The organism is Cupriavidus sp. WGlv3 (assembly GCF_023952475.1).
GTDB classification, from domain to species: Bacteria; Pseudomonadota; Gammaproteobacteria; order Burkholderiales; family Burkholderiaceae; genus Cupriavidus; species Cupriavidus phytorum.
Genome location: NZ_JALHRX010000015.1, coordinates 109,799 through 134,709 on the forward strand (window position 1 = coordinate 109,799; position 24,911 = coordinate 134,709).

At 70.9% G+C, this 24,911-nt stretch carries 19 protein-coding genes; 14 read left to right on the forward strand and 5 right to left on the reverse strand.

Going from position 1 to position 24,911, the window contains the following annotated elements; genetic code table 11:
- Positions 1-20: 20 nt before the first annotated feature.
- Together MKD38_RS22530 and MKD38_RS22535 are read right to left on the reverse strand one after the other, a co-directional pair.
- Positions 21-1,496, reverse strand: coding sequence for an FAD-dependent oxidoreductase (locus MKD38_RS22530; RefSeq protein WP_252680205.1), 1,476 nt, complete (start codon positions 1,494-1,496; stop codon positions 21-23).
- On the reverse strand, positions 1,489-2,508 hold the full coding sequence (locus MKD38_RS22535) for a LysR family transcriptional regulator (protein WP_252680207.1): 1,020 nt from the start codon (positions 2,506-2,508) through the stop codon (positions 1,489-1,491). The genes MKD38_RS22530 and MKD38_RS22535 overlap by 8 nt, the downstream gene beginning before the upstream one ends.
- 230 nt (positions 2,509-2,738) lie before the next feature.
- Here MKD38_RS22535 and MKD38_RS22540 point away from each other — a divergent pair, with 230 nt between their 5' ends.
- Positions 2,739-4,217: a glycine betaine ABC transporter substrate-binding protein gene (locus MKD38_RS22540; RefSeq protein ID WP_252680270.1), complete on the forward strand. Its 1,479-nt coding sequence runs from the start codon at positions 2,739-2,741 to the stop codon at positions 4,215-4,217.
- Here the strand turns inward: MKD38_RS22540 and MKD38_RS22545 are convergent.
- Positions 4,214-5,629 (reverse strand): aminotransferase-like domain-containing protein, encoded by a 1,416-nt coding sequence (locus MKD38_RS22545; RefSeq protein ID WP_252680209.1) that lies wholly within the window; start codon positions 5,627-5,629, stop codon positions 4,214-4,216. The genes MKD38_RS22540 and MKD38_RS22545 overlap by 4 nt on opposite strands.
- A gap of 158 nt (positions 5,630-5,787) precedes the next feature.
- On the opposite strand from MKD38_RS22545, the gene MKD38_RS22550 reads away from it, so the two are divergent.
- Genes MKD38_RS22550 through MKD38_RS22560 form a run of 3 tightly spaced genes read left to right on the forward strand, consistent with a single transcriptional unit; the run spans position 5,788 to position 9,182 of the window.
- Entirely contained in the window at positions 5,788-5,973 is a 186-nt protein-coding gene (locus MKD38_RS22550; protein ID WP_012352788.1) for a DUF2970 domain-containing protein, read from the forward strand.
- Positions 5,974-5,986: 13 nt separating this feature from the next.
- Entirely contained in the window at positions 5,987-7,312 is a 1,326-nt protein-coding gene (locus tag MKD38_RS22555) for a c-type cytochrome (protein ID WP_252680211.1), read from the forward strand.
- Between the two features lie 7 nt (positions 7,313-7,319).
- Positions 7,320-9,182 carry an NAD(P)-binding protein gene (locus MKD38_RS22560; RefSeq protein ID WP_252680213.1) on the forward strand — a complete coding sequence of 621 codons (1,863 nt, stop codon included), beginning with the start codon at positions 7,320-7,322 and terminating at the stop codon, positions 9,180-9,182.
- A gap of 7 nt (positions 9,183-9,189) precedes the next feature.
- Here the strand turns inward: MKD38_RS22560 and yihG are convergent, their stop codons facing one another.
- Both yihG and MKD38_RS22570 read right to left on the reverse strand, forming a co-directional pair.
- Positions 9,190-10,092: a 1-acylglycerol-3-phosphate O-acyltransferase, YihG family gene (gene yihG / locus MKD38_RS22565; RefSeq protein ID WP_252680272.1), complete on the reverse strand. Its 903-nt coding sequence runs from the start codon at positions 10,090-10,092 to the stop codon at positions 9,190-9,192.
- 196 nt (positions 10,093-10,288) lie between these two features.
- Positions 10,289-11,245, reverse strand: a complete 957-nt coding sequence (locus MKD38_RS22570; protein WP_252680215.1) for a SphA family protein — start codon at positions 11,243-11,245, stop codon at positions 10,289-10,291.
- Positions 11,246-11,472: 227 nt separating this feature from the next.
- Here MKD38_RS22570 and MKD38_RS22575 point away from each other — a divergent pair, with 227 nt between their 5' ends.
- The 10 genes from MKD38_RS22575 to MKD38_RS22620 all read left to right on the forward strand — a co-directional run bounded on the left by MKD38_RS22575 (position 11,473) and on the right by MKD38_RS22620 (position 24,904).
- Positions 11,473-12,621 carry a BamA/TamA family outer membrane protein gene (locus tag MKD38_RS22575; RefSeq protein ID WP_252680217.1) on the forward strand — a complete coding sequence of 383 codons (1,149 nt, stop codon included), beginning with the start codon at positions 11,473-11,475 and terminating at the stop codon, positions 12,619-12,621.
- A gap of 136 nt (positions 12,622-12,757) precedes the next feature.
- Positions 12,758-13,990: a formylglycine-generating enzyme family protein gene (locus tag MKD38_RS22580; RefSeq protein WP_252680219.1), complete on the forward strand. Its 1,233-nt coding sequence runs from the start codon at positions 12,758-12,760 to the stop codon at positions 13,988-13,990.
- 58 nt (positions 13,991-14,048) lie between these two features.
- Positions 14,049-15,122: an HAD family hydrolase gene (locus tag MKD38_RS22585; protein WP_252680220.1), complete on the forward strand. Its 1,074-nt coding sequence runs from the start codon at positions 14,049-14,051 to the stop codon at positions 15,120-15,122.
- 65 nt (positions 15,123-15,187) lie between these two features.
- A complete protein-coding gene (locus tag MKD38_RS22590) occupies positions 15,188-16,945 on the forward strand; it encodes an arylsulfatase (protein ID WP_252680222.1) in 1,758 nt (585 codons plus the stop codon).
- Between the two features lie 69 nt (positions 16,946-17,014).
- Positions 17,015-19,663 (forward strand): fused MFS/spermidine synthase, encoded by a 2,649-nt coding sequence (locus MKD38_RS22595; RefSeq protein WP_252680224.1) that lies wholly within the window; start codon positions 17,015-17,017, stop codon positions 19,661-19,663.
- Entirely contained in the window at positions 19,660-20,634 is a 975-nt protein-coding gene (locus MKD38_RS22600) for an AAA family ATPase (RefSeq protein WP_252680226.1), read from the forward strand. Before MKD38_RS22595 ends, MKD38_RS22600 begins: the two co-directional genes overlap by 4 nt.
- A 20-nt stretch (positions 20,635-20,654) precedes the next feature.
- On the forward strand, positions 20,655-21,677 hold the full coding sequence (locus MKD38_RS22605; RefSeq protein WP_252680228.1) for a DUF58 domain-containing protein: 1,023 nt from the start codon (positions 20,655-20,657) through the stop codon (positions 21,675-21,677).
- Positions 21,674-22,189 (forward strand): DUF4381 domain-containing protein, encoded by a 516-nt coding sequence (locus MKD38_RS22610; RefSeq protein ID WP_252680230.1) that lies wholly within the window; start codon positions 21,674-21,676, stop codon positions 22,187-22,189. Before MKD38_RS22605 ends, MKD38_RS22610 begins: the two co-directional genes overlap by 4 nt.
- Positions 22,176-23,243, forward strand: a complete 1,068-nt coding sequence (locus MKD38_RS22615; protein ID WP_252680232.1) for a vWA domain-containing protein — start codon at positions 22,176-22,178, stop codon at positions 23,241-23,243. The genes MKD38_RS22610 and MKD38_RS22615 overlap by 14 nt, the downstream gene beginning before the upstream one ends.
- The gene (locus MKD38_RS22620; RefSeq protein ID WP_252680234.1) at positions 23,243-24,904 is read left to right on the forward strand and encodes a VWA domain-containing protein; all 1,662 of its coding nucleotides are present in this window, start codon (positions 23,243-23,245) and stop codon (positions 24,902-24,904) included. The genes MKD38_RS22615 and MKD38_RS22620 overlap by 1 nt, the downstream gene beginning before the upstream one ends.
- The last annotated feature ends 7 nt before the right edge of the window (positions 24,905-24,911 follow it).

Sequence of the window (24,911 nt, forward strand, 5' to 3'; positions counted from 1 at the left end):
CGGTTGGGTCGGGGTGGATTTCAGGCCTTGGCGGTGCGCAGCGCCGGCGGCGGCGCCGGCACCCATTCGTCGCCGAAGACCTCGGGCTCGGTATAGGCCTGCAGCGCGGCGTAGTGCAGCTCGACATCTTCCTGGTACAGCCGCGCGGCGATGCCCTGCCCAAGCCGGCGCGCACCGTCGCTGATCGCCGGGATGTCGCCGGAGACGGTGCCGTGCGACAGCGCCGCCGGATAGCAGAAGCAGTGGATGCGGGTCAGGCCCGGGCAGGCGCCGGGCGTCTTCTCCTGGAATTCGAAGGCTTCGCCGAGGTCGGGCGAATCGGACAGTTCACGGTCTTCCTGCCCCGCGGGCGGCGCATGGCGGTCGCGCCAGTAGCGGATATGCGGGGCGAAGGCGGCGAACTCCGGGCGCGTTTCCAGCGCGATGCGGAAGCCCGTGGAGAAGATCAGGAAGTCCAGTTCGAACTCGCCTTGCGGGGTGCGCACCTGCAGCACGTCGCCGCGCGCCTCGATCGCTTCCAGCGCGGCGCCCAGGTTGAAGTACGCATTGGCATGGCGCGACACCCGCAGCGTGCTGCCGCGCGGCGGCGGCACTTGCTGGCTGTTGATGTAATGGCGCAGGCGCCATTTCCAGGCGTCGGGCAGGCCATAGTGGCCAAAGGTCAGGCCCGGGTTGCCGGCGCCCTTGCTCTTGTTGATGCGCGGAATGTCGGCGCGGCGGATCAGCATCTCGACACTGGCGGCACCGGCCTCCAGCGCGGTCGCTGCGCTGTCCATGGCCGAGGCGCCGGCCCCGACCACGCCCACGCGCTTGCCGCGCAGCGCAGCGTAATCCATCTCATCCGACGAATGCGCCCACAGGTGGCGCGGCAGCGCGGCGGCCACCGGCGGCACGTAGGCGCCGCCGAGGCCGTCGCGGCCGGTGGCCAGCACCACGCGGCGCGCCAGCACCGTGCGCGGGCCGGCGGGGGCCTGCATCGACAGCGCCACCAGCCCGTCGGGGCGCGGCACGATCCGCTCGACCTGGTGTTCGTTGCGGATATCCAGCGCCAGCACCTGGCGGTACCAGCGCAGGTAATCCATCCATTGCAGGCGCGGGATCTTGTCCAGCGCCTGCCAAGCGGGCTCGCCGAACTGCGCCTCGAACCAGGCGCGGAAGGTCAGTGCCGGCAGGCCCAGCGCGGGGCCGGTCAGCTGCTTGGGCGAGCGCAGCGTCTCCATGCGCGCGGTGGTGGCCCACGGGCCCTCATAGCCCGCCGGGGCGCGGTCGAAGGCGCGCACGCGCACACCGAGGTGGGTCAGCGTGGCGCTCGCCGCGAGGCCGGCCATGCCGCCGCCGATCACGGCGACGTCGAGCACCTCCTGCCCGTCGACGCTGCGCGGCATGGTCCAGGCCTTGGCGGGCAACTCCAGCCAGGACAGGTCCTGGCGCAGCCGGGCTTCGAGGGCGGCCAGGCCCTGGGGCGGGGGAACGGTCGCAACGGTTGGGTCAGTCATGGCTTGTCAGTCCGGAATCTTGGGTGGGGAGGGCGACGGCATCTTCAGCGTTGCCGGCATCACCATAGAGCGATTGCAGCAGCGCGCCGTGCTCCGCCGGCTCGCGCCGTAGCAGGTCGGGCAGCAACGCGGCAGCGGCGTCGGCCACCGCCTGCACCAGCCCCTGCACGGCGGTGCTGGCCGGGCGTGCCTGCGGCGTGATCACCCCGAAGAAGAAAGGAATATCGGCATCGATGGGCCGCACCGCGATATCGGCCAGCGGCAGCCCGCGCGCGGTCACCGGTTCCAGCAGCGCGATGCCCAGCCCCGCGCGCACCAGGGTCAGGGCGCTGATCGAGGTGTTGGTGTCGATCACGCCGGCCGCCGGCACGCCGGCTGCGGCCAGCGCGCGGTCGACGCGGCGGCGCAGCCGGTAGGGATTGTGCATGGTGATCAGGCGGCGGCCGCGGCAGTCCTGCAAGGTGAGGGCGGGCTGCGCCGCGAGCGCATCGTCGGCGCGCAGCGCCGCCACGCAGGCGGACTGGCCGATCCAGTGCACGGTCACGCCGCGGTGTTCCAGCGGCAGGCTGTTCAGGCCGATGTCGGCGGCGCCGGTCAGCACCGCGTGCACTACCTGCTCCGGCGACTGGCTCTGCACCGCCACGCGCTCCGGCGCGCACAGCCCGCGCGCGAACGCCAGCGCCAGCGCTGGCGGCAACAGGCCCGCGGCCAGCGCCGGGGTGGCGGCAATGCGCAGCGGCCGGCCATCGCCGCGCGCCAGTGCCGCGGCGCGCGTGCGGATCTGCTGCATGCCCGCCAGCGTCTGCTCGACCTCGTCGTAGAGCAGGAAACCCTGCTCGGTCGGGCTGACGCGCGGGCCGCTGCGGGTGAACAGGGCGAAACCGAGTTCGGCCTCCAGTTCCTGGATCAGCCGCGTGATCGCCGGCTGCGAGCGGCCGAGCAGCCGCCCGGCGGCGGTGACGCTACCGGTGGTGACGACTGCGGCGAAGGCTTCCAGTTGCCGGATTTCCATGGCGCTCGGGCGGATCGGGATGCGGAAACGAGTTGTATGTCTAAACTGGATTCTCACGCCTTCAACATGCGTAATGCAAATACTATTTCGGGATAAGTTCATACGCGGCCTATGATGTAGCGATGCCGGGCGCACACCGGCGCCAGATCGGGACGGACGTGTTGGCCGGGATTCGTGGAAGTCAGGCAAGGGGGAGGCGGTGGCACCGGCTCGGCTTCGCCGTGGCCTGGGTGCTGGCTGCGGCACTGGCAACGAGCCTGCCGGCCCGCGCGGCGGAGCCGCTGCGCGTCGGTTCCAAGCGCTTCACCGAGTCATACATCCTTGGCGAACTGCTGAGCCAGGCCGCCGGGCCGCCCGGCACCGCGCAGCACCAGCCCGGCCTGGGCAACACCGCGATCGTGTTCGCGGCGCTGAAGGCCGGCAGCATCGATCTCTACGCCGACTACACCGGCACGCTGGCCGCCGAAATCCTCAAGCTGCCGCCCGGTGCCGGCCTCGACCAGATCCGGCGCGCGCTGGCGCCGCTGGGGCTGGGCGCGGCGATTCCGCTGGGCTTCGAGAACACCTATGCGCTGGCCGTCTCCGACGCCCGCGCGGGGTCGTTGCAGCGCTTGAGCGATCTGGCGGCGCAGCCCGGGCTCAGGCTCGGGCTGTCGCACGAGTTCCTCGGCCGCGCCGACGGCTGGCCCGGGCTGGCCAGCCGCTATGCCTTGCCGCAACGCCCGCTCGGTCTCGACCACGGCGTCGCCTACGAGGCGCTGGCGGCAGGGCAGGTCGACGCCATCGACATCTATTCCACCGACGCCAAGATCCGCAAGTACCGGCTGCGCGTGCTGACGGACGACCGGCATTACTTCCCGCGCTACGACGCCGTGGTGGTGTACCGCCTCGACGTGCCGCAGCGCTTCCCGCAGGCGTGGCAGGCGCTGCAACGGCTGGCCGGGCGCGTCAGCGCCGACGACATGATCGCCATGAACGCGGCGGCGGAGCTCGATGGCCAGCCGTTCGCCGCGATCGCGCGCGCCTTCCTGGACGGAGGCGGAGCGCAGGCAGCGCATGTCGCTGACGCACAGCGCAGCCGGCTGCTGACCGCGCTGTTCGGTCCCGACACCGCACGGCTGGCGCGGCGCCATGTCGGGCTGGTGGCGGGCGCGGTCGGTGCCGCGACGCTGGTGGGCGTGCCGCTGGGGATGCTGGCGGCGCGGCGCCGCCGCACCGGCCAGGCGGTGCTGGGCGCGGTCAGCGTGCTGCAGACGGTGCCGTCGCTGGCCTTGCTGGCGATGCTGATCCCGCTGCTGGGCCGCATCGGCGTGTGGCCGGCGATGGTGGCGCTGTTTCTCTATGCGCTGCTGCCGATCGTGCGCAATACCGCCACCGGGCTGGAGCAGGTGCCGCAGGGCATGCGCGATGCGGCGCGCGCGCTGGGGCTGCGCGGCGCGCAGGTGCTGCGCTACGTGGAGCTGCCGCTGGCCTTGCCGGTGCTGCTGGCCGGCGTCAAGACCGCGGCCATCATCAGCGTGGGCACGGCCACCATCGCGGCATTCGTCGGCGCCGGCGGCTTCGGCGAGCGCATCGCCACCGGGCTGGCGTTGAACGACACCACGCTGCTGCTCGCCGGCGCGATCCCGGCGGCAGTGCTGGCGCTGGTGGTGCAGGCTGGGTTCGAGGCGCTGGAGTGGGCGCTGCGCCGCCGGCGCGACGCGCGCTAGCCGGACTGCTGCGCGATGAGGCGCCCGAGCGTCGCCACCGCGGCCTCGGCCTGGTCGTTCCACAGGTGGCCGTAGTTGAGCCGGATGCAGTTGCGATACCCCTGCCGGGCCGAGAAGATCGGCCCCGGCGCGATGCCGATGCCGGCTTCGAGCGCGGCATGGTGCAAGGCCAGCGCATCGAACCCGGCCGCGAATTCCACCCACAGGAAATACCCGCCCTCCGGCCGCGACACCCGCACCTCTTCCGGGAAATGCTGGCCGATCGCGTCGATCATGCGGCCCTGCTGCATCTCCAGCACGTGGCGCAGCTTGCGCAGGTGCTTGTCGTAGCCGCCGTGCTGCAGGTATTCGGCCAGCGCCACCTGCGTCGGCACGCCGGCCGACAGCGTGGTCATCAGCTTGAGCCGCTGGATCGCCTCGCCAAAGCGGCCCGGCGCGACCCAGCCGATGCGGAAGCCCGGTGCCAGGGTCTTGGAGAACGAACTGCAATGCATTACCAGCCCGTGCGTATCGAAGGCCTTGGCCGGCAGCGGGCAGCGGTTGCCGAAGTAGAGCTCGCCATAGACGTCGTCCTCGATCAGCGGCACCTGGTGGCGCGCGAGCAGGGCCACCAGCGCCTTCTTCTTGTCCTCCGACATGCTGGCGCCGAGCGGATTCTGGAACTGCGTCATGAACCAGCATGCCTTGACCGGATGGCGCGACAGCGCCGTGTCGAGCGCGCCCAGGTCGATGCCTTCGGCGGGGTCGACCGGGATCTCGACGGCCTTGAGCCGCAGCCGCTCCAGCGCCTGCAGCGAGGCATAGAAGCCGGGCGATTCGATCGCGACCACGTCGCCCGGCTGCGTCACCGCCATCAGGCACAGGTTCAGCGCCTCGAGCGCGCCGTTGGTGACGACCAGGTCCTCGGCCGGCTGCGGCGCGCCCGCGCCGAGGTAGCGCAAGGCGATCTGGCGGCGCAGCGCGGCATTGCCCGGCGGCAGGTCGTTGACCGAGTACCACGGGTCGAGCGCGCGGCCGGCGCGCGCCAGCGACTTGCCCAGCCGCTCCCACGGGAACAGCTCGGGCGACGGAAAGGCCGAGCCGAACTGCACCAGCTCGCGGTCGCGCGCGCCTTCGAGCACGGCGAACACCAGCTTGGAAATGTCCACCTGCGTCGACACCTGCCGCGACGGGCGCGCCTGCGGCTGCGGCAGCTCGCGCCGCGCCGGACCCGCCACGTAGTAGCCGGAGCGCTCGCGCGCCCGCACCAGCCCGCGCTCTTCCAGCCGGTAATACGCCTGGAACGCGGTCGACGGGCTGACGCCGTACTGGGCTACGGTCTTGCGGATCGACGGCAGGCGCGTGCCCGGGGGCAGGCTGCCGTTGCGGATATCGGCGGCCAGGGTTTCGGCTAGGGCTTCGTACCGTTTCATGGTGGGGCACTGGGGCGGCGGCGGTAAGGGGATTATCGCCCGGGCGCAACCAACTGATACGTAATTTTTCCGGTTATCTGATGCTGGTATGGCTGGCGGCGACGGACCATAATCGGGCTCTCGTCCCGATACCCGTTGCCGTTGTGCCAGGAGATGCCATGAACCCGTTGAGGCTGTTGCGGACCGTGCTGTGGGGCTTCTTCGGCCTGCGCCAGGGCAGCGAGCACCAGCGCGACCTGGACAATCTGCGCCCGGTGCCGCTGATCGTGACCGGCGTGGCCGTCGCCGCCGGACTGGTGGCCTGCCTGGTGCTGGCGGCCAACTGGGCCGTGTCGGCGGCATGACCTGACTGCATCCATGCGCTTCCCTTTCCACGGGCATGGCCTTGCTTTCTCCCGCGCGTTGCGCCAGCTGACCGGGCTGACGCTGGCCGTGCTGCTGCCCGCGGGCCTGGCGCAGGCCGCCGGCGACGCGCAGCAGGTCGAGCGCGGCCGCTACCTGGCACGCATCGCCAACTGCGCCGCCTGCCATACCAGCACCGGCGGCAAGCCCTTTGCCGGCGGGCTGCCGATCCGCACCGCGGTCGGCACGCTCTATTCGACCAATATCACGCCCGATGCCGGCACCGGCATCGGCGCCTACACGCTGGCCGAGTTCGACCGCGCCGTGCGCCACGGCGTGGCGCGCGACGGCAAGCGCCTGTATCCGGCCATGCCGTATCCGTCGTATGCGCGCATGCAAGCCGGCGACGTGGCGGCCCTGTACGCCTACCTGCGCGCCGAGGTGGCGCCGGTGGCGCAGCGCAATCCCGCGCCGCAGATGCGCTGGCCGTTCGGCATGCGCGGCCTGCTGGCGGTGTGGAATGTGCTGTTTCTCGATGACGACCCGGTCCGCAACGATCCGGCGCGCGTTGCCGCCTGGAACCGCGGCGCCTACCTGGTGCAGGCGGTGGCGCACTGCGGCGCCTGCCATACGCCGCGCGGCACGCTGTTCGCCGAGAAGGGTCTGGATGAGCGCAGCCGGCATTTCCTGGCCGGGGCCAGCGTGGAAGGGTGGTCCGCCACCAACCTGACCGGCGACCAGGTCACCGGGCTGGGGGCCTGGTCGCGCGCGGACATCGCCGAGTTCCTGCGCACCGGGCGCAATGCGCATGCGACCTCGTTCGGCCCGATGTCGACGGTGGTTTCCACCGCGACCCAGTACATGAGTCCGGCCGACCTCGACGCGGTTGCCGCCTACCTCAAGTCCCTGCCTGGCGCGCGCGGCGAAGTCAAGCCGTTCCGGCACGATCCCGCCACCGCGCGGCAGCTGCGGCAGGGCCGCTTCGACCTGCCCGGCGCGCGCCAGTACGCGGTGTTCTGCATGCCGTGCCATGGTGCCGACGGCAAGGGCTTCGCCCGCGTCTTTCCGCCGCTGGCCGGCAACCCGACCGTGGCCGATCCGGATCCGGCATCGCTGGTCAACCTGCTGCTCGACGGCGCCGTCACCGCACGGGTGGCCACCGCGCCGTCGGATTACCACATGCCCGGCTATGGCTGGACCCTGGATGACCAGGAACTGGCCAATGTGCTGAGCTTTATCCGCGGCAGCTGGGGCAACCGCGCCGCGCCGGTGGCGGAGGCCGACGTGGCCGCGCGGCGCCGGGCCCTGGCCACGCAGCGCCAGGCCGACGCCCAACCATGAGTCGCCGATGACGATCACCCGAAGAGACTTCCTCAACGGCACCGCGCTGGCCATTGCCGCGGGGCTGGCGCCGGCGCAGCTGCTGCACGCGCAGCCGTCCGCTGCCACGCCGTCCGCCGCCTATCCGCCGGCGCTGACCGGGCTGCGCGGCAACCATGCCGGCACCTACACGCTGGCCCACAGCCTGGCGCGCGAAGGCGCGAAGTATCCCGCGGTGCTGGCGCGCGAGGCCTTTGACCTGGTGGTGGTGGGCGGCGGTCTCAGCGGCCTGGCGGCGGCGTGGTTCTACCGGCGCCGCTTCGGCGCCAACCGCCGCATCCTGATCCTCGACAACCACGACGATTTCGGCGGCCACGCCAAGCGCAACGAGTTCACGGTGCGCGGCAAGCGGCTGGTGACCTATGGTGGCAGCGCCGAGATGCCGGCAAGCGCGGCCGGCGACGCCGCGGTGCGCGAGCTGCTGGCCGGGCTCGGGCTCGATGCCGCGCAGCCGCCCGCCGCCGTGGCCGCGGACCCGTATGCCGCGCTCGGCATGGGCCGCGCGGTGTTCTTCGACGCCGAGCACTTCGGGCGCGACCAGTGGGTGGCGGGCGATCCCTTCGGCGAAGCGATCGACGCGCGCAGCGGCGCGCGCGCGGGCGGCCCCGCGGGGGGCCCCGATCCGGCGGCGCTGTCGCGCTTTCTGGACAGCGCGCCCTTGCCCGCTGCGGACCGCGCCGCGCTGGCGCGGCTGGCCGCCGGCACCACCGACTACCTGCCGGCGCTGTCCGGCGCCGAACGCAGCGCGGCGCTGCGCACCATGCGCTATGCCGCCTTCCTGCGCGACCAGGCCGGCATCGGCCTGGCCGGGCAACGCTTCCTGCGCAGCCGCAGCCTCGATGCCTACGCGCTCGATGCCGACGGCATTTCGGTGGCCGACGCCATCGCCATCGGCCTGCCGGCAGGCGCCAACATGCCGGCGCCGGCGGGCAATGCGCGGCTGGGCAAGTCGCCCGCTTCGCGGCTGTGGTTTGCGGATGGCAATGCCTCGCTGGCGCGGCTGCTGGTGCAGAGCCTGATCCCCGGCGTGGCGCGCGTGGGCGCGCCGGCGCAGGTGGTAGCGGCCGCGTTCGACTACAGCCGCCTGGACCGCGAAGGCGACCCGGTGCGCCTGCGCCTGAACAGCACCGCGATCGCGGTCGAGCCCGATGGCCCGATCACGCGCGTCACCTATGGCTTCAGCGGCAACCTGCATCGGGTCGAGGCGCGCCACGTGGTGCTGGCCGGCTACAACATGATGATCCCGTACCTGTTGCCGTCGCTGCCGGCGCAGCAGAAGGCCACCCTGCACAACGAGGCCAAGGCGCCGCTGGTCTATACCAAGGTGGCGCTGGACCACTGGCAGGCGTTCGCGGCGCTGCGCACGCGTCGCATCCATGCGCCGGCGCTGCCCTACACCGATCTCTGGCTGGAGCCGCCCGCGGGCCGGGAGCCGTCCGACCCGGCGGTGCTGCACATGCTCTATGTGCCGACCGTGCCCGACAGCGGCATGCCGGCGCGCGACCGCTTCCGCGCCGGCCGCGCCTTGCTGCTGGGCACGCCGTTCGACGCGATGGAGCGCGACATCCGCGCCCAGCTCGACCGCATGCTCGGACACCAGGGCTTTGCCTCGAAGGACGTGATCCGCGGCATCACCGTCAACCGCTGGGCGCATGGCTACAGCTACATGCCCGACAGCCTGGCCGGCGAGAACGTGGCGCCCGACGCGGCGTGGCCCGGGCTGGCCGGCGTCGGCAACATCAGCATCGCCAACAGCGACAACGCCGGCAGTCCGTCGCTGACGGCGGCGGTGGCGCAGGGCAAGCGCGCCGTCGAGCGGCTGCCCGGCTAGCGGCCGATCAGCCCTGGCGCGGCGGCGTCAGCGCGTCGATCTCCGCATCCTTGGCCTGCCACTGGCGTGCCAGCCAGTGGTGGAATTCGGTGCGGAAGGCCTTGTCGCCGCCGTAGTCGGCGTCGCAGAAGGACGGCGGCACCGGCAGCTGCCGCATCCGCACCAGCACCGGACCCGCGCGCCCGCACGCCAGGTCCCAGAAGCCCGGCGCGCCTTCGGGGTAGACGATGGTGACATCGATCAGCGAGCGGAACTTGTCGCCCATCGCGTTCAGCGCCACCGCCAGGCCGCCGGCCTTGGGCTTGAGCAGGTGGCGGTAGGGGGAATCCTGCGCGGCGTGCTTGGCCGCGGTAAAGCGCGTGCCTTCGGCAAACACCATCACGCTGGTCGGCACCAGCGAAAACTTGGCGCAGGCGCGCCGCGCGGTCTCCTGGTCCTGGCGCCGCAAGGCCGGGTTGCGGCGCAGCTCGGCCTTGCCGTGGCGCTTCATGAACGGGAAGTCCAGCGCCCACCAGGCCAGGCCGATCACCGGCACATAGATCAGCTGCTGCTTCAGGAAGAACTTCAGCAGCGGGATGCGCCGGTTCAGCGCCCGCTGCAGCACGAAGATATCGGCCCACGATTGGTGGTTGCAGTTGACCAGGTACCAGTCGGCATAGCGCAGCCCCTCGTTGCCGCGGATGTCCCAGGGCTCGCGCTGGATCCACGCGAACCAGCCGGTGTTGCCCGAGATCCAGGCGGTGGCGATGCCGTTGAGCAGCGGGTCGATGCGGCGCCGGGCCGCGGCGAACGGCAGCGCCAGCTTCAGCAGCGCCAGCGGAAACAGCAGCGCGCACCAGAACAGCGTGCTGGCGATCAGCAGGGTCCAGCTGAGGATGCCGGTGACAAAGGCGAAGCGGCCGCGCGGCACCAGCGCGCGGCGGCGCGGCGGCAAGGCGGGGGCTGCGGAGATGGGCTGGCTGGCGTCGGAGGGAGCGCCGGAAGCGGGGGAAGAAGAGGGCAACGTCGTCATGGGCGCCAGTTTGCAGGCAGGAAAGGGATTGGAGCTTGCGCTTGATCAACGCGGACGCTGGCGCGTGGGTATCTCAAGTTGGCGCGTGATGCCTTCAGAACACCAGCGTCGCCGTGCCCATGAAGGTGTTGGTGCTCTTCAGCCGGTTCTTGCTCGCCACCGACGGCACCCAGCGCAGGCCCAGCGACAGCAGGCTTTTGGCGCCGATCTTGGTGTCGTAGGTGACGATCGGCCCCACCGCCCAGTCGTGGCCGCGGAAGCCGTTCAGGCGGTCTGCCAGCGGGCCGCTGTCGTCGCCCAGCTGCTGCGTGGTGCCGGCGATCAGGCCCACGCCGGCGCCGTTGGCAAAGCGCTTGAGCAGCATCGTGTCGAGCGTGAACAGCGGCGCGTTCTGGTAATCGGTGGCGTGGTTGCGGGTATAGAACTGGATGCCGGCGACGGCGTCGAACTCGAGCCCGTGTTCGGGGAACAGCCTGGTGTAGGCCACCTGCGGAATGAAGGTCCAGTTGTTGAGGCTGGGATTGGCTAGCGCATTGGGGTCGTACTTGCCGGTCGGTGCCCACACGTTCAGGCTCAGCGCCACATGTTCGGTCTTGGAAAAATGATAGCCGGCGATGACCGGTGCGAACGAGATGTCGAACAGGTTCGAGGCGGTGTCCTGCGTGCTCATGCCGCGGCCGCCGACGGCAAGGTTGGCCGTGACCTTGGTCCACACATAGGGCAGCGTAAAGCTGGAGGCAAAGTTCCAGGCGCCGGTGTCGGTGTCCCACACTTTCATCACCGTGGCCAGGGTGAAGGCGATCTTGCCATCGATCCCCGCCGAAGCCTTGCCCGCGATCGGCACGGTGCGGCTGCCGCCGATCGAGCCGTCGAGATAGATCTCGCCGATGTTGACGATCAGCGCCGGTTCGGGCGACACCACCCCCGCATTGGGGAGCACGCTGGTGCCGGTCACGGGACGCCCGAGCGCGCCTTCGGTGGCGTGGGCGCCAGCGCAGGCCAGCAGCAGCGAGGCAGTCAAGGCAAGCCGTTGCGCGAGGGTCTTTGGCATGGGCATCAACAGGCAGGACAGACCGGGCAGGACAGACCGGGCAGGGCATGCGGTCGGCGCCCGCGCCGGTTTTTTGACATTGCATACTAGCAGCAAACCCCCGCGTCCCTGTTGGCGCGAAAACACGCAAAAAAAGCACGCAAAAATTTTCATTACGGCATCGCAAATATTTACTTCACAAGGCCGAAGCCGCCCGGCGATGATGCTTGCTGATGATTCGTCCCGCCATGACAAGACGCCTTGCCGCGCTGATGTTCGCACTGGCCTTGTGCTGGTGCGGCGGCGCATGGGCGCAGGCCGACGCGGCTGGCGCAAAGAAGCCGCTGTCGTTCTTCGACCCGGAAGATGGCGCGCTGGACATGAGCGACTTCCTGCTCAACCACAGCGGCGCGCTGCCCGTGCCCACCATCATCACCGAGCCCGCGGTCGGCTATGGTGCGGGCCTCGGGCTGATGTTCTTCTCGCAATCGATGGCCGACGCGGCCGCCAGCGCCAGGGCCAGCGGCAAGGGCCCGGCGCCGCCCAACATCACCGGCATCGGCGGCGCGTATACCGAGAATGGCACCTGGGGCGCCGGCGTCGCGCATTTCCACACCTGGGACGGCGACCGTTACCGCTATCTCGGCGCGCTGGCCAAGGTCGATGCCAACCTCGACTACTACGGCTTGCGCGACCAGCCGCGTGCCTATGAGCTGCGCGGGGTGTTCCTGGTGCAGCAGCTGCTGGTGCGCATCGCCGACACCCGCTGGTACGTGGGCCCGCGCTATGTGTATTTCGATTCGACCGCGACCTTCAAGTTTGGCGATGCCGGCGAGCTGGGCAGCTTCGACCGGACCCAGCGCATCGGCAAGGCCGGCCTGGTGATCGACTACGACTCGCGCGACAACATCTTCTACCCCAGCCACGGCAGCTATGCCGAACTCGAGGCGCAGTTCGCGCGCGGCGGCTTCGGCAGTACCCAGTCGTTCAACATGTATAACGCGCGCGGCTTTACCTGGCTGCCGCTGGCGCGCACCGTGATCCTCGGCCTGCGTGCCGATACGCGCTTTTCCAGCGGCGACGTGCCGTTCTATGCGCAGCCGTACGTCGACCTGCGCGGCGTGCAGAAGGGGCGCTACCAGGACCGCAATGCGCTGGCGGCGGAAATGGAATTGCGCTGGGACGTGACCCCGCGCTGGTCGCTGCTGGGCTTTACCGGCGTCGGCAAGGCCTATGGGCGCTGGCACGATTTTTCCGATGCTTCGACCATCTACAGCGTCGGCGCGGGCTTTCGCTACATGATCGCGCGCAAGCTGGGGGTGTCGATCGGCCTCGATGTGGCGCACAGCAAGGGCCAGAACGCGTTCTATATCCAGGTCGGCAGCGCCTGGCGCTGAGGCGACAGCGGAATGAGAAAAAAACTTAATTCACTGCTGCCTGAAATCATAAAAAGCTGACTTCTGATTGCCGAACCCATCTGAGATCATTGTTTTCGCTGATCGGCGCAGTGTTTTGCATACAGAGACAATAGGAATGAGCGGACCACGTGATAGCGGCAATCCCGGTGCAGGCCCCGCGGCCCTGGCGGCCGCACGGAGCGGCGGCAGGCGGGCGTGGCTGCTGGCGGGCCTGCTCGGCGTCGGGCTCGCGGCCGGCCTTGGCGGCAGCTACTGGTATCTGAAGGGACGGATCCCGGCCGCGCCGGCAATTGTCGTCGGCGATGGCAAGACGGGTCCCGCCGGCATGGTGCGCGTGCCGGGAGGCGACTTCCTGATGGGCAGCGACAGCAAGATGGCGCAGCCCAATGAAAAGCCGGCGCACAAGGTGCGCGTGCATGGGTTCTGGATGGACCAGCACCACGTCACCAACGCGCAATTCCGCAAGTTCGTCGAAGCCACCGGTTATGTCACCACCGCCGAGCGCGCGCCGGACTGGGAAACCCTGCGCGTGCAGCTGCCGCCCGGCACGCCGCGCCCGCCCGACAGCGCCATGGTCGCGGGCGGCATGGTCTTCGTCGGCACGCCGAGGCCGGTGCCGCTGCAGGACTATTCGCGCTGGTGGCGCTATGTGCCCGGCGCCGACTGGCGCCATCCGACCGGTCCCGGCAGCTCGATCGAGGGCAAGGACAACCACCCGGTGGTGCAGGTTTCATACGAAGACGCACAGGCGTATGCCAGGTGGGCCGGGAAGCGGCTGCCGACCGAGGCGGAATGGGAGTTCGCGGCGCGCGGCGGGCTCGAGCAGGCGACCTATGCCTGGGGCGAGCAGTTTGCCCCCGACGGCAGGCAGATGGCCAATGTCTGGCAGGGGCAGCAGAACCAGCCGTTCCCCGTGGTCAGCCCCAAGGCCGGCGGCGCGCTGGGCACCAGCCCCGTCGGCACCTTTCCGCCCAACGGCTACGGCCTTGCCGACATGACCGGCAATGCCTGGCAGTGGGTCGCGGACTGGTACCGCGCCGACCAGTTCCGGCGCGAAGCCGGCAGGGCGCAGCCGATCGAAAACCCGGCGGGCCCGCTGGCGTCGTGGGACCCTTCCGAACCGGGGGTGCCGGTCAACGCGCCCAAGCGCGTCACGCGCGGCGGCTCGTTCCTGTGCAACGAGGATTTCTGCCTGAGCTACCGCCCCAGCGCACGGCGCGGCACCGATCCCTTCAACAGCATGTCGCACCTCGGCTTCCGCCTGGTGATGGACGAAGGCCGCTGGGCGGAAATGCAACGCCGGCCAACGGTGGCCATGACCGGCCATGTCGGGCCCGCAGCGCGCTGACGACGCGCGCGGACCACGATTCTTTCCAGAAGCACAATCCGCGTCAGGAGCGAGCAATATGACCATGGCAGCGACTTCCGCAATCCTTGCCAGCCACACGCGCAAGGCCATCGCCGCGCTGGCGCTGGCCGGCCTGGCGCTGGCCGGCTGCTCGACCTCCGCGACCGCGCCGACGGCGCAGGATGCGGCCGCGCAGCCGGTGCAGACCGCACAGTCGGCGCTGCCGTCGTGGCGCGACGGCGCGGCGCGGCAGGCGTTGCTGAAGTTCGTCGCCGACGTGACGCGACCGGGCTCGCCAGGCTTCGTGCCGCCAGAGGAGCGCGTGGCCGTGTTCGACAACGACGGCACGCTGTGGAGCGAGCAGCCGCTGTACTTCCAGTTCTTCTTCCTGCTCGACCAGATCCGCGCCGCGGCGCCGCAGCACCCGGAGTGGCGCAACAACCCGGCCTTCAAGGCGCTGATGGCCAACGATATGCAGGGCCTGATGCGCAACGAAAAGCAGCTGGCCACGCTGATCGCCAGGGCCAACAGCGGCATGACCGTCGACGAGTACGACCGCACCATCCGCGACTGGCTGGCAAAGTCCCGGCATCCCAAATTCAACCGGCCTTACACCGAACTGGTGTACCAGCCGCAGCTGGAACTGCTGTCCTACCTGCGCGCCAATGGCTTCAAGACCTACATTGTCTCGGGCGGCACCATCGACTTCATGCGGCCGTGGAGCCAGGCCATCTACGGCATCCCGCCCGAACAGGTGATCGGCTCTTCGCAGGCGGTGCGCTACCAGGTGCGCGACGGCAAGCCGGTGCTGGTGCGCGACCCCAAGCTGGATTTCATCGATGACGGGCCGGGCAAGCCGGTCGGCATCTACCGCCATATCGGCCGCCGGCCCATCCTCGCCGTGGGCAACTCCGACGGCGACCTGCAGATGCTGGAGTACACCACGGGCGGCGAAGGCCCGCGCCTGGGAGTACTGGTGCATCACGACGATGCCGAGCGCGAGTTCGCCTATGACCGCCAGTCCAGGGTGGGCAAGCTCGACAAGGCCCTTGACGCGGCCCGCGTCAAGGGCTGGACGGTGGTCAGCATGAAGCGGGACTGGCAGCAGGTCTATCCGGCCGGCAAGCCATGACCACACGTATCAGCGGCAAACCAGCGGCAAACCGACCGTAACGGGTCAATGAACGGAGGCGGGACATGCACAGAGTTGAAGAACGCATAGTCAGAGGGCGGAGGTCCAGGCTGGCGCTGCTGGCCGTGGCCGCCGTGGTGGTCGCGGTGACAGGCTGCGACAAGAAGGAAACCGCGCCAAAGGCGCAGCAGCCGGCGGCGCAGGCGCCCGCCGCGACGCCGGCACCGAGCGCGGCCGCACCGGTACCGGCCCGCGAGAATCCGCCAGTGGCGACCAGCGCGCCGGTTGCCGCGGCCTCCGCGCCCGCGCTGGCGGCACCGGCCGCCTCCGGCAAGAAGCCGAACATCCTGGTGATCTTTGGCGATGACATCGGCCAGACCAACATCAGCGCCTACAGCCATGGCGTGGTAGGTTACCGCACCCCGAACATCGACCGCATTGCCCAGGAGGGCATGCTGTTCACCGACTACTACGGCGAGAACAGCTGCACCGCCGGCCGCTCCACCTTCATCACCGGTGAAGTCGGGCTGCGCACGGGCCTGCTGAAGGTCGGCATCCCGGGCGCGCCGGTGGGCCTGCAGGCGCAGAACGTGACCATTGCCCAGGCGCTCAAGCCGCTGGGCTATGCCACCGGCCAGTTCGGCAAGAACCACCTGGGCGACCGCAACGAGTACCTGCCCACCGCGCACGGCTTCGACGAGTTCTTCGGCAACCTCTATCACCTGAACGCGGAGGAGGAGCCGGAGCGCCCGTACTATCCGAAGAACGACGAGGCCTGGGTCAAGGCCAACGCGCCGCGCGGCGTGATCCACTCCTTTGCCGACGGCAAGGTCCAGGACACCGGCCCGCTGAACCGCAAGCGCATGGAGACCATCGACGACGAGACCACCACGGCGGCGATCGGCTTCATCGACAAGCAGGTGAAGGCCGACAAGCCCTTCTTCGTGTGGATGAACACCACCCGCATGCACGTGTTCACCCACGTGCGCGAGTCGATGCGGGGGCAGAGCGGCATGCCGGGCAACGAGTACGCCGACGGCATGATCGAGCACGACGGCCACGTCGGCAAGCTGCTCAAGGCGCTCGACGACCTGAAGATCGCCGACAACACCATCGTGATCTACAGTACCGACAACGGCCCCAACCAGTTCAGCTGGCCCGATGCCGCGACCACGCCGTTCCGCAGCGAGAAGGACACCAACTGGGAAGGCGCGTTCCGGGTGCCGGCGATCATCCGCTGGCCGGGCCGGGTCAAGCCCAACACGGTGTCCACCACGATGATTTCCGGGCTCGACTGGTTCCCGACGCTGCTGGCCGCGGCCGGCGATGCCGATATCAAGGACCGGCTGCTCAAGGGCACCAGCATCGGCGGCAAATCGTTCAAGGTGCATCTGGACGGCTACAACTTCCTGCCATACCTGACCGGGCAGACCAACACCGGGCCGCGCCAGGACTTCTTCTATTTCAACGATGACGGCCAGCTGGTGGCGATGCGCCACAACGACTGGAAGTTCGTGTTCTGCGAACAGCGCCAGCCGGGTGGCTTCCAGGTCTGGGCCAATCCGTTCACCTGCCTGCGGGTGCCCAAGGCATTCAACCTGCGCATGGACCCCTATGAGCGGGCCGATACGGTTTCGGACCAGTACTACGACTGGACCGCGAAGAACGCCTACATGATCGGTTATGCGTCCTCGCGGGTGGCGCCGTTCCTGCAGACGTTCAAGGACTACCCGCCCAGCCAGCGGCCGGCGAGTTTCACCATCGACCAGATGACCGAGGCGGTGATGTCGTCGATCGACAGGGGCGCGGCCGGCGGCAAGTAGCCTCCGGCGTGACCGGCCAGCCGGCTTCCACTGCAAAGGCCGGCTGGCCCATTCCACAGGGATCGCACCATGGTAGAAGCGCGCGCCGGCGCAGGCTCCGGCAAGGATAAGGTGCGGCATGCGACGGCCACCAGCGGGCAGGGCGCCCGGGCCGCCGCGCAGGCGGGGCAGGACAAGCTGGCGTGGCATGACGCCGCGCTGGTGCCTGCCCTGCTGCTTTTTGCCTCGGGCACCGCGGGGCTGGTGTTCCAGGTGCTTTGGATCAGGCAGCTCGCGCTGGTGGTGGGTGTCGAGGTACACGCCGTCACCACCGCCGTGAGCGCATTCTTTGGCGGCCTGGCACTGGGCGGCTGGGTCTTCGGCCGCATCGCCGACCGCCATGGCCATCCGCTGCGGCTGTATGCCTGGCTGGAACTCGCGGTGCTGGTGCTGGGGGTCGGCGCGACGCTGGCCCTGGCGCAGGCCGCCGCGCCGTTTGCCTGGCTGGAAAGCCGGGTGGGCCTGCTGGCGTGGGCGTTGCCGTTCGTGCTGGTGATCCTGCCGGCGGCCGCGATGGGCGGCACGCTGCCGGTGCTGATGCGCGTGCTTGGGTCGGCCCCGGGCCGCGTCGGCACCCACGGCGGGCGGCTCTATGCTGCCAACACTGCCGGCGCGATCGCCGGCACGCTGCTGGCGGGCTTTGTGCTGGTGCCCGCGCTCGGCATCCTCGGCAGCGCGATCGCCGCGGGCACGCTCAACGGCGTCGCGGCGCTGGCAGCGTGGCTGCTGGCGCGGCGGGCAACGCGCCCGTCCGCTCCCGCCGGCGCCCACGCAGCGCAAGATGCCGCCGCCGCCGGCGAGGTCGCCAACGGCCGGCTCGCGCTGCTGCTGTATGCCGCCGCCGGCGGCATCGCGCTCGGCTACGAGGTGGTCTGGTCGCAGGCCATCGTGCAGTTCCTCAGCACGCGCACCTTTGCCTTCACCGTGGTGCTGGCCACCTACCTGGCGGGACTGGCCATCGGCAGCGCGCTGGCGGCGCGCCATGCCGACCGCGCGCGCGACCCGTGGGGCGTCTTCGGGCTGCTGGTGGCGGCGGCCGGGCTGGTGGCTTTGCTGGAATTCGTGCTGCTGGGCGAATGGCTGCTGCGCGCACAGGGCAGCCTGTCGGCGTGGGTGCAGGGCCTGACCGCGAGCCCGCTGCTGGCGGCCTGCGCGCGCTTTGCGCTGGCGGCGCTGACGGTGGTGTTCGTGCCGACGCTGCTGCTGGGCGCGGCGTTCCCGTTCGTGCTGCGCGTCAGTGTCGACAGCCGGCGCATCGGCGCGGGCGTGGGCCGCGTGATCGCGCTCAACACGCTTGGCGGCATCGCCGGCACCGCGCTGGCCGGCTTCGTGCTGGTGCCGTACCTGGGACTGGTACGTACGCTGGCGCTGCTGGCGGTCGCGGCGGCGGTGGTCGGGGTGGTGGCGGTGGCGCTGGGCAGCGGCGTGCGGCCCGCGGCGCGCTGGGCGGTGCCGATGTTGGGCGTGCTCGCGGTGATCGCCGCCGCGCTGGCGCCGCCCGACCGCCTCGCCACGCTGCTGGCGCGGGCGCGCGGCGGCGAACTGGTGTTCTACGAGGAAGGGCGCGGCGCCACCGTGGCGGTGGTCGAGCAAAGCTCCGCCACCAACCGCTTCCGGCGCCTCTACATCCAGGGCGTGTCCAATTCCGGCGATGCCATGACCTCGCAGCGCTATATGCGGCTGCAGGCGCTGCTGCCGTTGATCGTGCATAACGGTGCGCCGAAGTCGGCGCTGGTGATCGGGCTCGGCACCGGCATCACGGCGGGCGCGACGCTGGCGTGGCCGGGGCTGGAGCGGCGCGTGGTGGCGGAGCTGCTGCCGCCGGTCGCGCGCGCGGTGCCCAGCTTCAAGGGGAATTTCGGCGTCGCCACCGACCCGCGCGTGGAGATCCGCCTGCGCGACGGCCGGCGCGAACTGCTGCAGAGCCCGCAGCAGTACGACCTGGTCACGCTGGAGCCGCCGCCGCCATCGGCCGCCGGCGTGGCCAACCTGTATTCGACCGACTTCTACCGGCTCGCGGCAACGCGGCTGCAGCCCGGCGGCCTGGTGGCGCAGTGGCTGCCGCTGCCGACGCAGAACGACGCCGATACGCGCATGCTGGTGCGCAGCTTCCTCGACGTGTTCCCGCACGCCTCGCTGTGGACCACCGAGCTGCACGAGATGCTGCTGGTCGGTTCGATGTCGCCGCTGGCGCTGGAGGTGGCGCAGGTCCGCGCGCGCTTTGCGCAGCCCGAGGTCGCCGCCGCGCTGCAGGCGGTCGGCGTGCGCTCGGCGGCGGCGCTGCTGGCCACCTGGGTCACCGACCGCGCCGGGCTCGACTGGTATGCGGCCGACGCCCCGCCGGTGACCGACGACCGCCCGCGCATCGAATATGCCGGCTGGGTCCGCCCCGATGCCTTCCCGGAATCGTTGTCGAGGCTGCTGTCGCTGCAGAGCGAACCGCCGCTGGCGGGCGCCGACGATGCCTTCTGGCGCGAGCTGCGCCACGAGCGCGAGATCCTGCATACGTTCTACCGCGCCGGCCTCGACGCCTACCGCGGCGACCGCGAGGCGTGGGCCAGCCATGTCACGCAGGCCATGCGCGCCGATCCCGACAATCCCTACTACGCGTGGTTCGTCGGCGGGCAGGCCCGCCGCGCCCCGGCTGCATCAGAGAACACTCCAAGGAACGCCCCATGAGCACACGCGACGACGTCCTGGCCCTGCAGCAGCGCATGGGCGAATCGATCGTGGGCCAGCAGCGCATGATCGAGCGCCTGCTGCTGGGCCTGCTGGCGGACGGCCACCTGCTGGTGGAAGGCCTGCCGGGGCTGGCCAAGACCCGCGCCATCAAGATGCTGGCGCGCAACCTCGATGCGCGGCTGTCGCGGATCCAGTTCACGCCGGACCTGCTGCCGGCGGACATCACCGGCTCGGAGATCTACTTCAGCGAAGGCGGCAAGGGCGAGTTCCGCTTCCAGGCCGGCCCGGTGTTCGCCAACCTGGTGCTGGCCGACGAGGTCAACCGCTCGCCGGCCAAGGTCCAGGCGGCGCTGCTGGAGGCGATGGAAGAGCGCCAGGTCACCGTCGGCGGCACCACCCACAAGCTCGAGCCGCTGTTCCTGGTGATGGCGACGCAGAACCCGATCGAACAGGAGGGCACCTACCCGCTGCCCGAGGCGCAGATGGACCGCTTCCTGATGCATGTCAGCGTGGGCTATCCCGAAGCGCAGGCCGAGGCCGACATCGTCAGGCTGGCGCGCACGGAAGAGGCGGGTGGCGCGGCCGCGGGCGCAAGCGCTCCGGTGCGGCTGGCGCCCGAGACCATCTTCGCCGCGCGCGCAGCCATCCATGGCATCCATGTCAGCGAGGCGGTCGAGCGCTACATCGTTGCGCTGGTGCACGCCACGCGCGCGCCCAAGCCCGTCGACGACGACCTCGACAAGTGGATCCAGGTGGGCGTGAGCCCGCGCGGCTCGATCGGGCTCGACAAGGTGGCGCGCGCGCATGCGTGGCTGCACGGGCGCGACTTCGTCACGCCCGAGGACGTGCAGGCCGTGGTCGGCGATGTGTTCCGCCACCGGCTGATCCTGTCGTACGAGGCGCATGCCGCCGGCGTCGGCGCCGATGCCGTGATCGAGCGCCTGGTGCAGCAGGTGGCGGTGGCCTGAACCACCGCGAGGGCTTCCCCATGCGCCTGCCATTCCGCGCCATCGCCCGCGCCGCCCCGGACGCGGCACGCGCACCGTCTTCGCAGGCGCTGGCCGGTGTCAGCGTGGATGCCGCGGCGCTGGCCCGGCTCGAGGTGGCCGCGCGCGATTTCCATTTCCTGCCGCGCCAGCCGGTGCACAGCGTGCTGGCCGGGCGCCATGCCTCGCGCGTGCGCGGGCGCGGGCTGACCTTCGAGGAATTGCGGCTGTACCTGCCCGGCGACGATATCCGCAGCATGGACTGGCGCGTGACCGCGCGCACTGGCAAGCCCCATGTGCGCGTCTACACCGAGGAAAAGGACCGCCCGGTGCTGCTGGTGGTGGACCAGCGCATCAACATGTTCTTCGGCAGCCGGCGCGCGATGAAGTCGGTCAGCGCGGCCGAGGCGGCGGCGCTGGCGGCGTGGCGCGTGCTCGCCGAAGGCGACCGCGTCGGCGGCGTGGTGCTGGGCGACGACCGCATCGAAGCATTTGCGCCGCGCCGCAGCCGCGACGCGGTGCAGCAGCTGCTGGGCGGCATCGCGCGCTTCAACCAGGCCCTGCGCGCCGACGCGCCGGCGCGCCGCGCCGCGGGGCAGCTCAACGCGGCGCTGGAGCGCACCGCGCGCATGGCGCGCCATGACTGCCTGGTGATCGTCGTCAGCGATTTCGACGGTCATGACACCCGCACCCGCGACCTGATGCTGGCGCTGGCGACGCACAACGATGTGCTGACCATCCTGGTCCATGATCCGTTCCTCGGCGCGCTGCCGGGCTCGGGGCAACTGGTGGTCAGCGACGGCGAGCTGCAGGTCGAGCTGGGCTTCGGCCATGCCGCGACGCGGCGCGGCATCGCCGAGTTTGCCGATGCCCGCGCCCGGGCGCTGCTGGACTGGCACCATGCCATGGGCGTGCCGCTGCTGCCGTTGTCCGCCGCCGAGGAGACCGCGCCGCAGTTGCGCCGGCTGCTGGGCCGGCCGCTGCAGCAGGCGCCGGTGCGGCAACGCGCGGGGGCGGCGCGATGAGCCTGACGCACAGCGCCGCCCCGGCGACCCTGGCAACGCTGGCCGACCTCGCCGTGCCGCCGCCGCCGTCGTGGATGCCGCAGACCATCGGCTGGCCGATCGCCGGCGGCGTGCTGCTGCTGGCGCTGGCCTGGGCCGGCTGGCGCGGCTGGCGGCGCCACCGCGCCAACCGCTACCGGCGCGAGGCGCTGGCGGAGCTGGCGGCGCTGCCGCAGGACCCGGACCCCGCACACCGCGCCGCGGCCTTGCGCGCGATGGCGGCGCTGCTCAAGCGCACCGCGCTGGCGGCGTGGCCGCGTGCGCAGGTAGCCAGCCTGGCTGGCGGCGGCTGGGCCGAGTTCCTGCAGGCGCATGCGGGGCGGGCCGAGGATGTAGCGCCGCAGCTAGCCGCGCTGGTGCAAGACGCCGAGTACCGCGGCGACGCCGCGCTGGCGCAATGGCCCGACACCCAGGTGCGCGCCGTGGCCGCGGCATGCCGGCGCTGGATCGCGGAGCACCATGTACCAGTTTGAATATCCGTGGCTGTTCGCGCTGCTGCCGCTGCCCTTGCTGCTGTGGTGGTGGCTGCCGCCGTACCGCGAGGAAAGTCCGTCGGTGCGGCTGCCGTTCTTTGGCGAGGTCGCCAGTGCCGCCGGCCTGACGCCGGCCGCTGGCGCCGTGGTGCCGCGCCGCAACCGGCTGCAATGGGTGCTGGCGCCGCTGGCGTGGGTGCTGGTGGTAACGGCGCTGGCGCGGCCGCAGTACCTCGAGGCGCCGGTGCAGAAGGTGCAGCCGGCGCGCGACCTGCTGCTGGCGCTGGACCTGTCGCAGTCGATGGACACGCGCGACTTCCGCGCTCCGTCCGGCGCGCTGATCCCGCGCGTGCAGGCGGTGCGGCAGGTGGTCAGTAACTTTGTGGCGCGGCGCCCGGGCGACCGCATCGGCCTGGTGGTGTTCGGCGATGCGCCATACCCGCTGGCACCGTTTACGCTGGACCACCAGCTGGTGCAGGCGCTGCTGGCCGACCTGCTGCCCGGCATGGCCGGACCGAGCACGGCGCTGGGCGATGCCATCGGCCTCGGCATCAAGCTGTTCGGGCACAGCGAAGCGCCGGAGCGGGTGATGATCGTGCTGACCGACGGCAACGACACCGCCAGCCGGATGCCGCCCGAGCGCGCCGGCGGCATCGCGCGCGAACGCAAGGTGGTGGTGCATACCATCGGCATCGGCGACCCCAACGCCGCGGGCGAGCAGAAGGTCGACCTCGACGTGCTGCAGCGGCTGGCGGCGCAGACCGGCGGGCGCTATTTCTTCGGCGCCGACCAGGCCGGCCTGGAGAGCATCTACGCGACCCTCGACCGGATCACGCCGCATGACCAGAAGACGCTGTCGTGGCGGCCGCGGCGCGAGCTGTTCATGTGGCCGCTGGGCGCGGCGCTGGCGCTGGTGCTGGCGTACCAGCTGCTGATGTTCGGCTATTCGGCGTGGGTCGCGCGGCCCCGGCCACCCCGTGCCGACGTGGCGGAAGCGACGGAAGCGGTGGACCAGCCGGGCGCGATGGCGGATGCCGCCGGGAGCGGGCGCTGATGCCGGCCTGGCTCGACCCGCTTGCCCACTTCCATTTCCTGCGCCCGTGGTGGCTGCTGGGGCTGCTGCCTGCGGCGCTGCTGGTGTGGGCGGTGCGGCGCCGCGGCGACGTGCGGCGGCGCTGGCGCGATACCATCGCGCCGCACCTGCTCGACGCGCTGATGCTCGGCGAACGCCGCCGCCTGGTGCTGCGCCCGGTGCACCTGACCGCGCTGCTGCTGGCGCTGGGCACGGTGGCGCTGGCGGGCCCGAGCTGGCGCCAGGAACGCCCGCCGTTCCTCGACGACAAGGCGCCGCTGGCGATCGCCGTGGACCTGTCGCCGAGCATGGACGCGGTCGACGTCACGCCCACGCGGCTGGAGCGCGCCAAGCTCAAGATCAAGGCGCTGCTGGCACGCCGCGACGGCGGCCGCACCGCCATCTATGCCTATGCCGGCTCGACCCACCTGGTGTTGCCGCTGACCGACGACGCCAGCCTGCTGCAGACCTTCGCCGATGCGCTGCAGACCCGCATCATGCCGGTGCCCGGGCGCGACATGGCGCAGGCGCTGCGCGTGATCGACGCCGACCTGAAGCGCGAACCCGTGCCGGGCACCATCCTGTTCCTGACCGACGGCGTCGACCCCGCCGCCGCGGCCGCGTTCCGCGCCCAGGCCGACAGCGGCCGCAGCCAGCCGGTGGTGCTGGCGCTGGGCACCGAGCAGGGCGGGCCGCTGCGCAATGCCGCGGGCGGCTTTGTCGAGCAGGACGGCGCGCGCGTGTTTGCGCGGCTCGATGTGAAAGCGCTGGAGCGCTTCGGCGATGACAGCGACGTGGCGGTGGCGACCTTCACGCCGGACAGCGACGACGACGTGGCCTGGGTGCAGCGCCACGTGCAGTCCCATCTCGAACAAATGCAGGCCGGCGACCGCACCCGCTGGAAGGATGAAGGCTGGTGGCTGGTGCCGCCGCTCGCGCTGCTGGCGATGCTGTGGTTCCGCAAGGGCTGGACCGTGCGCTGGAGCGCGGGCCTGCTGCTGGCGCTGGCGCTTGCCGCACCGCCCGAGGCGCGCGCGCAGTCATCCGCGCCAGCCACGCAAGCCAGTGCGGTACGCCCATGGCGCTTCGTCGACCTGTGGCTGACGCATGACCAGCAAGGCCGGCGCGCCTTCGAGCAAGGCGACTTTGCCCGCGCCGCGACGCTGTTCGACGACCCGATGTGGCGTGGCATCGCCCAGTATCGCGCCGGCCAGTACGCGCAGGCGGTGCAGAGCTTCGCGCGGGTCGATTCCGCGCAGGCGGACTACAACCAGGGCAATACGCTGGCGCGGCAGGGCCAGTACCGGCAGGCCGCCGCGCGCTACCGTCAGGCGCTGAAGCGACAGCCGCAGTGGCCAGAGGCAGCCGCCAACCTGGCGCTGATGGAAAAGCTGCTGGCGCAGCAGTTGCCGAAGGAAAAGCCGGATCCCGACGACGGCGAAGAGCCGCCCGACCTGCCGCCGGACCAGGTCAAGTACGACGCCGCGAAGCCGTCGGCACCGGGCGGCAAGTCGCTGCAGGTGGTGCTGACGCAGGATGCCGAGATGTGGATGCGCGCGATCCAGACCACGCCGACCGACCTGCTGCAGCGCAAGTTCGCGCTGCAGCACGGGCAGGCGGCGCCGGCGCAGGGCGCGCGATGAGGCGCCA